At 68.3% G+C, this 13,064-nt stretch carries 11 protein-coding genes; 3 read left to right on the top strand and 8 right to left on the bottom strand.

The features are described from left to right. Positions 1–6: 6 nt before the first annotated feature. A complete protein-coding gene (locus tag C8K38_RS08040) occupies positions 7–981 on the bottom strand; it encodes a quinone oxidoreductase family protein (RefSeq protein ID WP_097211019.1) in 975 nt (324 codons plus the stop codon). 245 nt (positions 982–1,226) lie between these two features. Here C8K38_RS08040 and C8K38_RS08035 point away from each other — a divergent pair, with 245 nt between their 5' ends. From C8K38_RS08035 to C8K38_RS08025, 3 genes are all read left to right on the top strand, one after another. Next, positions 1,227–2,231: an AraC family transcriptional regulator gene (locus tag C8K38_RS08035; RefSeq protein WP_097211018.1), complete on the top strand. Its 1,005-nt coding sequence runs from the start codon at positions 1,227–1,229 to the stop codon at positions 2,229–2,231. Positions 2,232–2,406: 175 nt separating this feature from the next. Continuing rightward, positions 2,407–2,793 (top strand): carboxymuconolactone decarboxylase family protein, encoded by a 387-nt coding sequence (locus tag C8K38_RS08030; RefSeq protein WP_097211017.1) that lies wholly within the window; start codon positions 2,407–2,409, stop codon positions 2,791–2,793. 49 nt (positions 2,794–2,842) lie between these two features. After that, positions 2,843–4,189, top strand: coding sequence for an MFS transporter (locus C8K38_RS08025; protein ID WP_097211016.1), 1,347 nt, complete (start codon positions 2,843–2,845; stop codon positions 4,187–4,189). Between the two features lie 53 nt (positions 4,190–4,242). Here C8K38_RS08025 and C8K38_RS08020 read toward each other — a convergent pair whose 3' ends face one another. The 7 genes from C8K38_RS08020 to C8K38_RS07990 form a co-directional block, all read right to left on the bottom strand. Next, a complete protein-coding gene (locus C8K38_RS08020) occupies positions 4,243–5,538 on the bottom strand; it encodes a haloacid dehalogenase-like hydrolase (RefSeq protein ID WP_373560238.1) in 1,296 nt (431 codons plus the stop codon). 111 nt (positions 5,539–5,649) lie between these two features. After that, entirely contained in the window at positions 5,650–6,447 is a 798-nt protein-coding gene (gene eutC / locus C8K38_RS08015) for an ethanolamine ammonia-lyase subunit EutC (protein WP_097211015.1), read from the bottom strand. After that, complete coding sequence (locus tag C8K38_RS08010; protein ID WP_097211014.1) at positions 6,444–7,856, bottom strand: ethanolamine ammonia-lyase subunit EutB; 1,413 nt, start codon at positions 7,854–7,856, stop codon at positions 6,444–6,446. Before C8K38_RS08010 ends, eutC begins: the two co-directional genes overlap by 4 nt. Continuing rightward, positions 7,853–9,286, bottom strand: a complete 1,434-nt coding sequence (eat, locus tag C8K38_RS08005) for an ethanolamine permease (protein WP_097211013.1) — start codon at positions 9,284–9,286, stop codon at positions 7,853–7,855. The genes C8K38_RS08010 and eat overlap by 4 nt, the downstream gene beginning before the upstream one ends. A gap of 110 nt (positions 9,287–9,396) precedes the next feature. Continuing rightward, on the bottom strand, positions 9,397–9,948 hold the full coding sequence (locus tag C8K38_RS08000; RefSeq protein WP_245221160.1) for a DUF779 domain-containing protein: 552 nt from the start codon (positions 9,946–9,948) through the stop codon (positions 9,397–9,399). Positions 9,949–10,102: 154 nt separating this feature from the next. Then, on the bottom strand, positions 10,103–11,626 hold the full coding sequence (adh, locus tag C8K38_RS07995) for an aldehyde dehydrogenase (protein WP_027500587.1): 1,524 nt from the start codon (positions 11,624–11,626) through the stop codon (positions 10,103–10,105). A gap of 116 nt (positions 11,627–11,742) precedes the next feature. Continuing rightward, positions 11,743–12,981: a transcriptional regulator gene (locus C8K38_RS07990; protein ID WP_257017313.1), complete on the bottom strand. Its 1,239-nt coding sequence runs from the start codon at positions 12,979–12,981 to the stop codon at positions 11,743–11,745. Between the last annotated feature and the right edge of the window lie 83 nt (positions 12,982–13,064).

The following is a 13,064-nucleotide window of genomic DNA, read 5'->3' as shown; positions in this document are numbered from 1 at the left end:
TCGGGTTCAGACCGAGAAGACCGAAGAGCCGATGCTGATACCGGCCTCCAGGTCGCGATGAGCCTTCTCGGCATCCTCGAGCCCGTAACGCTGGTTGATCTCGATCGAGATGCGGCCGGCTGCGACATGACCGAAGAGCTCACCCGCGAGCTCCGCCCGCTCGGCCGGATCGGCGATGTAGTCGGCGAGCGCGGGCCGGGTCACGAACAGCGACCCCTTGACCGCGAGCTGCATGGCATCGATCGGCGGGATCGGGCCGGAGGCGGTTCCGAAGGCCACCAGCAGACCCCGGCGGGCCAGCGAGTCGATCGAGGTCTGGAACGTGGACGCCCCGATGCTGTCGTAGACCACCGGCACGCCTGCCCCGCCGGTGAGCTCACGCACCCGCTCGGCGACGTTCTCCCGCGTGTAGACGATGACCTCTCCGCACCCGTGAGCACGCGCGACCGCCGCCTTCTCGTCGGTCGACACGGTGCCGATCACGTTGACGCCCAGCAACTTCGCCCACTGGCAGAAGATCAGCCCGACGCCACCCGCGGCCGCGTGCAGCAGCACCGTGTCGCCTGCCTTCAGCGGGTGGATCCGGCGCAGCAGGTACGAGGTGGTGAGGCCGCGCATGGTCATCGCGGCCGCGGTCTCGAACTCGATCCCATCCGGAAGTGCGATGAGGTGTGCGGCGGGCATCACGCGCTCGGTGCTGTACGCACCGAGCGGGCTACCCGTGTACGTGACGCGGTCACCCTCCTGGAAGTCGGTGACACCGGCACCGACCGCCTCCACCACGCCCGCACCCTCCACACCCATGCCTGCGGGCAGCGGCGCGGGATACATCCCCGTACGGAAGTAGGTGTCGGCGAAGTTCAGGCCGACCGCCCCGTGGCGGATCCGCACCTCACCCGGCCCCGGGTCGCCGACCTCAACGGATTCCCACCGCAGAACCTCCGGGCCGCCGGTTTCGTAGAAGCGGATCGCCTTTGCCATTGCCTTCTCCTTGATCGTGGTTCCACCCCTGGTCGGGCATCTCGCTGCGCTGTGGCGCAGCGGTCGATGTGCCCTTCGCGGGGCCCGCAACCGGAGGCGATCGACGCATCCGGTGTGACTCAGCTGACACAACAGTAGCCACGCGATGGGGTTCACACTTATCCTGACGGGACATATTTGTTTCCCGTTCGGGACACCCCACTGCGGGGCGCCGAGCGGGACACCCGAGATGGAAGGCGACGCGAATGGCCAAGCCGCTCGCCCGGTATGCCTCACTGACCGGCTACATCGAATTGAGCCGTGCCCTGTCGCTCGACCCGGTGCAGCTGCTCAGGAGCGCTGGGCTCGACCCGGCCGGGCTGGACCTGCAAGACCGCTGGGTGCCCGCGGCCTCCGTCGCCCGTCTCCTCGAGTTGTCCGCGGCGACCTCGGGTCGCCAGGACTTCGCCCTGAAGCTGGCCGAGCGCCGTCGTCTGTCCACCCTCGGCCCACTGAGCGTAAGCATCCGGGACGAGCCGGACGCCCGAAGCGCGCTCCGGATGCTGATCCGGTACCAGCACACCTACAACGAGTCGCTGAACATCCGGCTGTCCGAGCGCGACGGCCTGGCCACGATCCGCATCAGCATCGATCCCGGCGAACCCGTACCGGTCCGGCAGTCCGTCGAACTGGCGGTCACGGTGACCCACCAGCTGCTGAGGCACCTACTGGGCGAGCGGTGGCATCCGGTGTCCGTCAGCTTCGAACACGACCGACCGGCCGACGACACGACGCACCGCCAGGTCTTCGACGCGCCGCTGCACTTCAACAGCGAGTTCACCGGAATCATCACCTACACAGGCGATCTGGACGAGCCGAACAGGCTGTCCGACCCACTGCTGCGCTCCTACGCGAAACAGTTCCTCGACACGCTCACCACGCCCGAGGAACCCACGCTCACCAATCGCGTACGCGAACTCGTCGAACTCCTGCTGCCGAGCGGACGCTGCTCGATCGAGCAGGTCGCGCGCAGCCTCGGCGTCGACCGTCGCACGGTGCATCGGCACCTCGCGAAGTCAGGACAGACCTTCACCTCGGTCGTCGACTCGACCCGGGCCGAACTCGCGAAACGCATGGTCGCCGGCCGCCGCTACTCGTTCACCGAGATCTCCGAGCTGCTCGCCTTCTCGACACCGAGCAGCTTCTCCCGGTGGTTCCATCAGCAGTTCGGCATGAGCCCCCGCGATTGGCGCAAACAAACCGAGGGTTAGGTCGGTTTCCAACGGCAGGTGCCCCCACCCCGGGAGCATGTCCCGAAATGCAAAGAATTCCGTCCCGCACGGGCAATTATTCGACTCACGAGCGACGTAACGTGATCCAGGCCACTATCGGGCCGGGCCAATAGCCCACATCACACCCGATTCGTTCTCCGTGAAACGAGCAGCCATGACCGCTGAGCCGATACCCACTCCGACGCTCGACCGAATGAAGCAGGCTGGAAGCTGGAATCCACTGTGGGACACCTTGTCCCAGTGGGATCCGGAGTGGACCGAGCAGTTCATGGCGATGAACGCCACGCCCGTGCGGCGTGGGGTGTTCACACCCGAGTTCGTCGAACTGCTGAGCATCGCCATCGATGCCGCCGCCACCCACATGTACGCGCCTGGAGTTCGTCGGCACATCCGAGCCGCACTCGAGCTCGGCGTGTCCAGGGAGGAGATCCTCACCGTCCTCGAGATGGTGAGCGTCCTCGGGATCCACGCCTGCAATCTCGGCGTGCCGATCCTCGCGGAGGAACTCGACGCGTACGAGTCCCGCCGCGCGACCAACTGAGCGCCGGCCCCACACCTTCCCCCTGCCAGCCGCACCCCCAGGAGCATCCATGGGACTGACATCCACCACGCCCGAACTCGAGATCGCAGCAACCGATCCGCCGAGTTCGGTGACAGCCACCGCACGCCGCAGCCGGCGCTCGTACTATCCCTGGCTCGTCTTCGCCCTCACCTTCGCGTTGCTGTTGTCCGACTATATGTCTCGCCAGGTACTCAGTGCCGTCTTTCCTTTCCTGAAGACCGACTGGGACCTGTCGGACTCGCAGCTCGCGTCGCTCACCAGCATCGTCGCGCTGATGGTCGGCCTGCTGACACTGCCGCTCTCCCTCCTGGCGGACCGATGGGGCCGGGTCAAGAGCCTGGTGCTGATGGCCACGCTGTGGAGCATCGCGACGCTGTTGTGTGCGGTCGCATCCAACTACGAGCAGATGCTGGCCGCCCGCTTCCTCGTCGGTGTCGGCGAAGCCGCCTACGGGAGCGTCGGGATCGCCGTCGTGCTCGGAGTCTTCGCGCCGCGAGTCCATTCCACTCTGAGCGGCGCCTTCATGGCCGGAGGCTCCTTCGGCTCGGTTGTCGGCGTGTCACTCGGCGGCGTCATTGCCGTGCATCTGAGCTGGCGTTGGTCCTTCGCCGCGATGGCGGTGCTCGGCCTCCTGCTCGTCGCCCTGTTCCGTGCCCTCGTCACCGAGCGCCGGTTGGCGGAGCACGCCGCCGACCAGAATGTCGCGACGGTCGGAACGACGGGAACCACCATCCGGGTCCCGGTGTCGAGCCTGTTCACCAATTCCGCGGTGTGGTGCGCGTATCTGGGCGGCGGCCTGCAGATGTTCACCGCCGCGGTGCTGCTCGCCTGGACCCCGAGCTTCTTCAACCGGTACTACGGCATGGCTCCCGACAAGGCGGGCGCGATCGCATCGGTGTTCGTGTTGCTCATCGGTACCGGCATGATCGTGTGCGGCATCATCACCGACCGGGTCAGCAGGACCAACCCGGCCATGAAGTGGTCCAGCGCCGTCGCCTTCTGCCTGATCTCGTTCCTCGCGCTCGGAGTGGGACTTCGCCTGGACACCGGGGCCCCGCAGCTGGTCCTGCTGGGAATCGGAGCCTTCTTCGCCGCGGGATCCTCGGGCCCGTCCGCCGCCATGGTGGCCAGCCTGACCCACCCGTCGGTGCGGTCGTCCGCACTCGGCACCCTCACCGTGGCCAACAATGTCCTCGGCCTGGCATTGGGTCCCTTCGTCATCGGCATCCTCGCCGATCGCCTGGGCCTGCTCGAGGCCCTGCAGCTGTCGCCCCTGGTGTACGTCCTCGCCATCGTCGCCCTTGTCGCAGGTAAGCGCCTCTACCCCGCCGGGCTCCAGAAGCTCGCGGCACAGAGCGCAGCCGCGGCGGCCTGAACGCAGCGAGTGGGGTCGGTCACCGAACCGACCCCACTCGCTGCGTTCGCACGTCAATAGACGGTGTCGGCCTGGTCCTCGATCACCGATCCATCGGCCCGGTGGACCGCTCCCTTGCCGCCGTCCGCAGCGGTGTAGGCCTTGGTCGAGCAGGGGTAGGGCTCCTCCGCACGGTCCTTCGGATCGAGGAACATCGGATTGACCAACCACCGGTCGTCGCTGTTGTCGTAGGCATTGCACATGAGCTCGGCATTGTTGCGGTTGATCACCAGGCGCGCCCCGGTCGCGTCCCCGAGGAACGTCACGTCGGTCACCGAGTCGCCTGCCGCGAAGACCTGGCGCCGATCCGCGGGCAACTGATCGAACGCCGCTGGGCCGTTGACCCCGAACACGACCTCGTTGACCTGGCACCGTTTGCCGTCGATGTACGGGATGACCGAGTCCTCGCCGTCGGCCACGCCGCCACAGCCCTGGAGGTGCCTCGTGAGGACACCGTTCTCGACCACCGGACGGACCCCCATCGCCCGTTCGGGCGTCAGGCCCAGTTCCTCCGACCACACCCGCACCACGGGCTCCGCCGACGCCGAGATGATGCGGACATCGAAGCCGTTGGTGCGCAACACCTTCACCAGGTCGGCGATCTGGGGGTAGTACCTGACGTACCCGTCGACCTCGGTGGTCCCCACGGTCTGTTCGGCGCCCTCGGGGGCGGCGAGGTTCTCCGTTCTCGCCGCCCTGGCGTACTCGGTCACCTCGTCGACCGAATGACCACCCATCAACTGAACCGCCCAGGCGTACGCGGGCTTCGTCCGCCGATGGTCGTACCCGGCGAAGGCCGGCTTCCCGGAGGTGGTCTCGTCGTCGAGCACGGCGACGATCTCGTCGGCGCAGTCGAGATCGGAAGCTGTCGGCAGTGGGAGACCGGGCGGCACCTCGTTGCCGCACGCCGCCCCGAGTGCCGCGATCGCATCCGGGGCCAGGAATCGGCTCGTCGACGCCCAATCCGCGCCCTCGGGCTGAAGGATCTTGTCGTTCCTGATCATCCAGTAGGCGGTCGCGCTGCCGATGTCGTTCTTGACCACGGTGTTGTCCCAGTCGAACAGCGCGAGCGGGGCGCCCTTGGCGGCGTCTCCGTCGACGCCACAGGTGCCCTTCTCCGCGATCATGCGGTCCAGCAGCTGCCGGTTCTCGCCGAACCATTCGAGCCCCGCGTCGAGGGCGGCGCAGCTGCTGGTGTCGGGCGCGGCAGCGGCGGCTCCGTCACCGCCGGACGAACAGGATGCGGTCAGCGCGATCACACCGGCCAGGGCACCCACCCAGGCTGCGCGGGTATGGAAAGACTTCACCAGGAATCCTCTTTCTCGAAGGATGCGGGCGCGCGGAAGCACACCGGCACACGAACCACGCCGGTACACACAGCGGCGACGAAGGGAGAACCTCTCGGCCGGAGCCCGAGCAGGTCAGTCGAGGGTCAGGACCTCTCCGGAGGACAACGCGTCGGACCGCGAGGTGTCCTTGAGGTCCACACCGGAGCGTCCGAGCTTGCGGGCACCGGACACCAAGCCCGCCACCACCTTTGCGGCCTGGGCGTAGCCGAGTCCCTCCGGCGGGTGGATGTTGGAGACGCAGTTCCGATCGGCATCGGTGCGGCCGGCTCGGGGCAGGTGCGTCAGGTAGATGCCGAGGCTGTCCGCCACCGACAATCCCGGCCGCTCCCCGATCAACACGATCAGGGTGCGCACCCCCATCGCCTCGGCGATGTGGTCGCCGAGCGCCACCCGCGCCTCCGTCGCGATCACCGGCGGCGCGAGCGAGTACCTGTCCGAGAGTTCCTCGGCCAGCGCCCCCAGCAGCCCGGCCCCGTGATCCATCAGGGCACGGGGTGAAAGCCCGTCCCCGAGAACGAATCCCAGATCGGCACCGCTGTGCGGCACGCCCGCCAGATCGGCAGGCAGTCGTCCGAGATCGGGCCTACGCAGGTACTCGGCGCGGCTGCCTGCTCGGCTCGTCACCCGCACGGGGCTGCCGAGACCGAGCGCCTCGACCTGCCGGGCCAGCTCGTCGGCGTCCAACGGTAGGTGCACCGCATCGCGGGCCGCGGCGTGCGCGGCACGGAACTCGAGCACCCGGTCGGTTGGCAGCGAGTCCCCGGCCCTGCCCAGCCCGATCCGTGACTGGGTGCTGAGCCGCAGCTCGTCCCAGAAGTCCGGTGGATCCGTATCGGTCCGTGCGGTGCCCGCACGCTTCTCGAGGTTCACAGCGCCCCCGTCAGTGCGCGCAGCGGTGAGGCCGCCGCATCCACCGGGAGCACCCGGCCCGCCGCGTCGGTCATGCCGAGCCTGTGCAGCCAGGCCTCGAACTCCGGGGCTGGACGCAGCCCCAGCACCTGCCGGACATACAGCGCGTCGTGAAAGCTCAGGCTCTGATAGCCGAGCATCACGTCGTCCGCCCCGGGGACCGCGATGACGAACGCCGTCCCCGCCGCACCCAGCAGGGTGAGCAGGGTGTCCATGTCGTCCTGGTCGGCCTCGGCGTGGTTGGTGTAGCAGACGTCGACGCCCATCGGCAGCCCCAGCAGCTTCCCGCAGAAATGGTCCTCCAGCCCGGCCCTGATGATCTGCTTGCCGTCATACAGGTATTCCGGACCGATGAAACCGACCACCGTGTTGACCAGGAGCGGTTCGAGGTCGCGGGCCACCGCGTACGCGCGCGTCTCCAGCGTCTGCTGGTCCACGGGACGGCCGCCGGTGCCGAGGTGGGCACCGGCACTCAGGGCCGAGCCCTGGCCGGTCTCGAGGTACATGACGTTGTTGCCGACGGTGCCCCTCCCGAGCGAGCGGCCCGCGGCGTTGGCCTCCCGCAGCAGGGGCACGGTGACACCGAAACTCGCGTTCGCGCCCTCGGTGCCCGCGATGGACTGGAACACCAGGTCCACCGGCACGCCCGCCTCGATCAGGTCCATCGTCGTGGTCACGTGGGAGAGCACGCAGGACTGGGTGGGGATCTCGAACCGCTGCCGGATCTCGTCGAGCAGGTGGAGCAGGTCCGAGGTGGCGTGCGGAGAGTCGGTTGCCGGGTTGATCCCGATCACCGCGTCCCCGCAGCCGAGCAGCAGCCCGTCCAGGGTGGCGGCCGCGATGCCGCGCGGGTCGTCGGTCGGATGGTTGGGCTGTAGCCGGGTGCTCAGCCTGCCGGGCAGCCCGACCGTGGTCCGGAACCCGGCGGTGACCACGGCCGCCCGCGCGACCGCGATGAGGTCCTGGTTCCGCATGATCTTGCTGACCGCCGCCACCATCTCCGGCGTCAGGCCCGGCGCCACCGCCCGCAGCGTGGCGGCCGCGCCGTCACCCGCGGCCACCTCGAGCAGCCAGTCCCGCAGACCCCCGACCGTCAGGTGCGAGATCGCCTGGTACGCAGCGCGATCGTGCGAGTCGATGATCAGCCTGGTGACCTCGTCGGTCTCGTACGGCACCAGCAACTCGTGCAGGAACCGGTCGAGTGGGACATCGGCGAGGGCCCACTGCGCGGCCGCCCGCTCGGCATCCGAGGCGGCCGCGCATCCGGCCAGCTCGTCGCCGCTGCGCAGCGGGGTCGCCTTCGCCATCAGCTCGACGAGCCCGTCGAAGGTGTGGGTGGTGCCGCCGATCTGCTGGCTGTAGAGCGTCATTCGAGTTCTTCTTCCGCCTTCGCGAGAATCGCGAACTCCTCATCGGGCGAGTTGGCCACCAGGTGGTGCCGGCTGTAGAAGCCGAAGTAGGCCATAAAGGCGCCGAACGCGACCACGGTCCACATCGCCGCCGTCGGATCGACCAGGAAGGTGGCGATCACCGCCGCGATGGCGATCACCAGCGCGAAGGATGTCGTGACGATGCCGCCCGGGGTTCGGTACGGACGCGCCATGCCCGGCTCGCGCTTACGGAGCACGATGTGGCTGACCATCATCAGCACGTAGCTGACCGCCGCACCCAGCACCGCCATGTTGAGCAGCATCGCGCCCTCGCCGGTGAGCGAGAGGATGAAGCCGATGACGCCGGGGACGATCAACGCGAGGGTCGGGGCCTTGCGGGAGTTGGTCACCGAGAGCCTGGTCGGCAGGTACCCTGCGCGCGAGAGCGCGAAGGTCTGGCGGGAGTAGGCGTACATGATCGAGAAGAAGCTGGCGACCAGGCCCGCCAGGCCGATGTAGTTGACGGCCTTGGCCGCTCCGCCGTCGCCGAGCGCTTGCACCAGCGGGTTGCCCGAGGTCGACAGGGCCTCGGCTCCGAGCGCGCCGGTGGCGAGGAAGAGCACGGCCGCCCCGGTGACGATCAGGAGCAGCATGCTGATGATGATGCCCTTCGGCACGTTCTTCTCCGGCTCGCGGGCCTCCTCCGCGGCGAGCGGAACACCCTCCACCGCAAGGAAGAACCAGATGGCGAACGGCACCGCCGCCCAGATTCCGAACCAGCCGAAGGGCAGGAAGCTGGAACTGCCCGCCGCGCCTGGGTCGGCCGCGATATCGGTCAGATTGCTCGCGTCGAACAGGCCCCAGGCGGACACCGCGAACACCACCAGCCCGACCAGTGCGATCGCGGTGATCACGAACATCGCCTTCAGCGCCTCGCCCGCACCGGTGAGGTGGATGCCGATGAAGATGGCATAGACCGCGAGATAGACCCACCAGCCGTCGGTGATCCCGAACAGGTTCAGCGACTCGACGTAGCCACCGATGAAGGTGGCGATCGCGGCGGGCGCGATCGCATACTCGATGAGAATCGCTGTGCCGGTTGCGAATCCGCCCCATGGCCCGAGCGCTCGCCTGGCAAAGGTGTAGCCACCGCCCGCGGCGGGCAACGCGGAGGACATCTCGGCCATGCCGAGCACCATCGCCAGGTACATGCCGGCGATGACGACGCCCGCGATGAGCAGACCACCGAAGCCGCCCTCGGCCAGCCCGTTGTTCCACCCGGCGTAGTCACCGGAGATCACGTAGCTCACGCCGAGCCCGGCCAGCAGCAACCAGCCGGCGGAGCCCGACTTGAGTGTCCGCTTCGCGAGGTACTCGCTGTCCTCGTTGTGGAAGTCCTCGTGCGAGGCCTTCTTGGTGGTGATCGCCATGGCGACCTCCTTCTCCTAGTGAATGATCACACGACACCGGCGGCGCCACCAGGGGCGGCGCGGCTGCGCATAGTGTTGAAGATCTACGTCATGGATTGATGTCCACGGAGTTACGACTGATCGGCCCTCGGGCCGCCAGGGACGGGACAGGCGTCGACGGCCTCGGCGACCACCTGGGGTTCGGCGGGCGGCTCGGGCCGCCTGCCCTCTTCCCAGCTCTGCCCGGTGACCGGTTCGACCTCGGCGAGCGCGCCGTTCTCCTCGGGGGTGAACGCGCGAGCCCGGCTCAGGAAGCGCACTCCCTCCGGCGTCTCGAGGCTGAACCCCGAGCCGCGCCCCGGGACCACGTCCAGCACCAGCTGGGTGTGCTGCCAGGCCGCGAACTGTGTGCCCGAGATCCACACGGGCACCGCGTCGTCACCGTCGGGAACCGAGCTCGGCACCTCGCCGACACCGAGCCGAAGGTCGAGCAGCCCGACCAGGACGTCACGGTCGCCGACGATGAATTCGCCTGCGGGATAACACATCGGGGCCGAGCCGTCGCAGCATCCGCCGGACTGGTGCATCATCAGGGGTCCGTGGACCACGCCGAGGCGACGGAGCAGATCCATCGCCGCCGCGGTCGCGACGATACGGCCGGGCACCGTCATCGGGTCGGCCATGGGGACCTCCGTCTCGGCGAGAAGTGGAGACACGGCGCCCGCCTCGGGGGGATGAGCGGGCGCCGCGTCATGGTCACGGCGCCCGCCGCAGGGGGGCATTGGCGGGCGCCGTGAGATCGGGGGCTCGGGCCGTGAGAGGCCCCGAGCCTGCGGGTCAGAAGAAGCCCTGTGCCTTCGGGGCGTAGCTGACGAGCAGGTTCTTGGTCTGCTGGTAGTGGTCGAGCATCATGTGGTGGTTCTCGCGGCCGATCCCCGACTGCTTGTAGCCGCCGAACGCCGCGTGCGCGGGGTACTGGTGGTACGTGTTCGTCCACACCCGCCCTGCCTGGATGTCGCGGCCGGCGCGGTAGGCCACCCCACCGTCGCGGGACCAGACCCCGGCACCGAGGCCGTACAGGGTGTCGTTGGCGATCTCGATGGCCTCGTCGTAGTCCTTGAAGGACGTCACCGACACCACCGGCCCGAAGATCTCCTCCTGGAAGATCCGCATCTTGTTGTTGCCGGTGAACACCGTCGGCTGCACGTAGAAGCCGCCGGACAGGTCGCCACCGAGCTCGGCGCGCTCGCCACCGGTCACCAGCTGGGCGCCCTCGGCCTTGCCGATCTCGATGTAGGACAGGATCTTTTCCAGCTGGTCGTTGCTGGCCTGCGCGCCGATCATGGTCTCGGTGTCGAGCGGATCACCCTGGCGCACCGCCTTGGTACGGACGGCCGCCATCGCGAGGAACTCGTCGAAGATCTCGCCCTGGATGAGCGCGCGGGACGGGCAGGTGCACACCTCGCCCTGGTTGAGCGCGAACATGGTGAAGCCCTCGAGCGCCTTGTCCTGGTAGTCGTCGTTGGCAGCGAGCACGTCGGAGAAGAAGATGTTCGGGCTCTTGCCGCCGAGCTCCAGGGTGACCGGGATCAGGTTCTGCGACGCGTATTGCATGATCAGCCGGCCGGTGGTGGTCTCGCCGGTGAAGGCGATCTTCTTGATCCGCGGGCTCGAAGCGAGCGGCTTGCCCGCCTCGGTGCCGAAGCCGTTGACGATGTTGAGCACGCCTGCGGGCAGCAGGTCGCCGATGATGCCGATCAGGTGCAGGATCGACGCCGGGGTCTGCTCCGCGGGCTTGAGCACGATCGCGTTTCCTGCGGCCAGCGCAGGCGCCAACTTCCACACGGCCATCAGGATCGGGAAGTTCCAGGGGATGATCTGACCGACCACACCGAGCGGCTCGTGGAAGTGGTACGCGACGGTGTCGCTGTTGATCTCCGAGAGCGAGCCCTCCTGCGCCCGGATGGCACCCGCGAAGTACCGGAAGTGGTCGATGGCGAGCGGGATGTCGGCGTTCAGGGTCTCGCGGATCGGCTTGCCGTTGTCCCAGGACTCGGCGAGGGCGATCGACTCGAGATTCTGCTCCATCCGGTCCGCGATCTTGTTCAGGATGACCGCGCGCTCGGCCACGGAGGTCTTGCCCCATGCCGGGGCGGCGGCGTGCGCGGCGTCGAGGGCGAGCTCGATGTCCTCGGCGGTGCCACGGGCGATCTCGCAGAACGGCTGACCGGTGACCGGGGTCGGGTTCTCGAAGTACTGGCCCTTGACGGGCGGCACCCATTGTCCACCGATCCAGTTGTCGTAGCGGGACTGGAAGGACATGACGGAATCGGGTGAACCCGGACGGGCGTACACGGTCATCGAAGGCTCCTCGTGGTGTGCTGTCTCTCCCCTGCCGGCGACGCGACTGTCGCCATGGGGTGTGATTCAGAACACTAGGATTGCGAGGGTTGCAACAACGTTGCGTCCGATGGAACTCAGACTCCCAGCCGCCGGTCGAGCGTTTCGATCCTAGACTTGACCTGGTCATACATCGGCGATCGGCGGTCCATCGAGGACAGATAGGCGGCCCACGCGCCGGTGTCCTCGCGGCCATCGACCGTGCTCGTCCACTTGGCGAGCAGGCCCTGGTCGCCCGCCCTCAGCAGCGCCGCACGCATGCGGCCGCGCAGGTCCGCCCTGATCTCCTCGACCCCGGGCGCGACCGAGCCGGGCAGGACCGGACCGCGATAGACCCGCAGAGCGGCCGCCGCGTCACCTCGATCGAGCGCGTGACGGACCTCCTGCACGTCCGAGCCGAGTTCGGTCAACAACCGATACGGACGGGAACCGAGACCCGCGGCACCGAACACCTTGCGCAGGCGCGACATCTCCGCCCGGATGGTCACCGAGTCCAGCTCCGACTCGTCGAGCAGCACCGCGAGGTGGTCGGAACTGAGACCCTCTGGATGTTCGGCCAGCAGCAGCAGGATCTCGGCGTGCCGCTGCGAGAGGCTCGTCCGGTCGCCGTCCCGCACGAGGGTCGGCCGTTCGGATCCGAGTACCTGGAGACGCGGTGAGGCATTGCCGAGGAGGCGGGGCGAGTTCAGCAGGTGCAGGCGGAGCTCGGACTCGGCCGCGGCGACGGTGGCCCGGATCAACGAGAGCACCTCGGGCACCGCAACCCGCGGTCCGCCGGTGATGTCGATGGCGCCGAGGATCTGGCCGCTCATCGGGTCGTGCACGGGAGCCGCGGAGCAGCTCCAATCGTGGACCGTGCGGCTGAAGTGCTCGGCCTCGAAGATCTGTACGCAGTGGTCGAGCGCGAGCGCGGTGCCGGGGGCATTGGTGCCGACGCGGTCCTCGCTCCAATCGGCACCCTCGACGAAGTTCATCGCGAGCGCCCGGTCCTTGGCCTGCGAGTCGCCCTCCACCCAGAGCAGGCGCCCCTCGGCGTCGCTGATCGCGACGAGCAGGCCGGTGTCGGCGGCATCGTCGACCAACAGCTTGCGGACCACGGGACGGATCAGCGCCATCGGATGCGCGGAGCGGTACCGCTCCAGTTCGATGCCGTCGAGGTCGACGCCGTCGCCGACGGCATCGGGGTTCACGCCCTTGTTCCGGCTGCGCAACCACGAATCGAGCACCACCGACCGGACCGGATCGTGCCCGACGCCCGCGGGATCGACGGACTGTCCCGGTCCACCGTCGACGAACGACCTGTGGGCAGACGACATCAGCCGCGCCAGCTGCGCGACATCATCGCCCGGCCGTACGGCAATCCAGGGGTTGCCGTGCGTTGCTCTGGTCAATCGAGTTC

Origin of the sequence: Rhodococcus sp. OK611, from assembly GCF_003050885.1 — a bacterium.
Classification (GTDB): Bacteria; Actinomycetota; Actinomycetes; order Mycobacteriales; family Mycobacteriaceae; genus Rhodococcus_G; species Rhodococcus_G oryzae.
The sequence above is the reverse complement of the archived record's forward strand: the minus strand, read 5'-3'. Positions and strand labels throughout refer to the sequence as shown.

Coding starts and splice junctions, on each gene's coding strand:
- C8K38_RS07990 (WP_257017313.1), bottom strand. CDS start 12,981: ATGTCGTCTGCCCACAGGTCGTTCGTCGACGGTGGACCGGGACAGTCC.
- adh (WP_027500587.1), bottom strand. CDS start 11,626: ATGACCGTGTACGCCCGTCCGGGTTCACCCGATTCCGTCATGTCCTTC.
- C8K38_RS08030 (WP_097211017.1), top strand. CDS start 2,407: ATGACCGCTGAGCCGATACCCACTCCGACGCTCGACCGAATGAAGCAG.
- C8K38_RS08025 (WP_097211016.1), top strand. CDS start 2,843: ATGGGACTGACATCCACCACGCCCGAACTCGAGATCGCAGCAACCGAT.
- C8K38_RS08000 (WP_245221160.1), bottom strand. CDS start 9,948: ATGGCCGACCCGATGACGGTGCCCGGCCGTATCGTCGCGACCGCGGCG.
- C8K38_RS08035 (WP_097211018.1), top strand. CDS start 1,227: ATGGCCAAGCCGCTCGCCCGGTATGCCTCACTGACCGGCTACATCGAA.
- C8K38_RS08040 (WP_097211019.1), bottom strand. CDS start 981: ATGGCAAAGGCGATCCGCTTCTACGAAACCGGCGGCCCGGAGGTTCTG.
- C8K38_RS08010 (WP_097211014.1), bottom strand. CDS start 7,856: ATGACGCTCTACAGCCAGCAGATCGGCGGCACCACCCACACCTTCGAC.
- eat (WP_097211013.1), bottom strand. CDS start 9,286: ATGGCGATCACCACCAAGAAGGCCTCGCACGAGGACTTCCACAACGAG.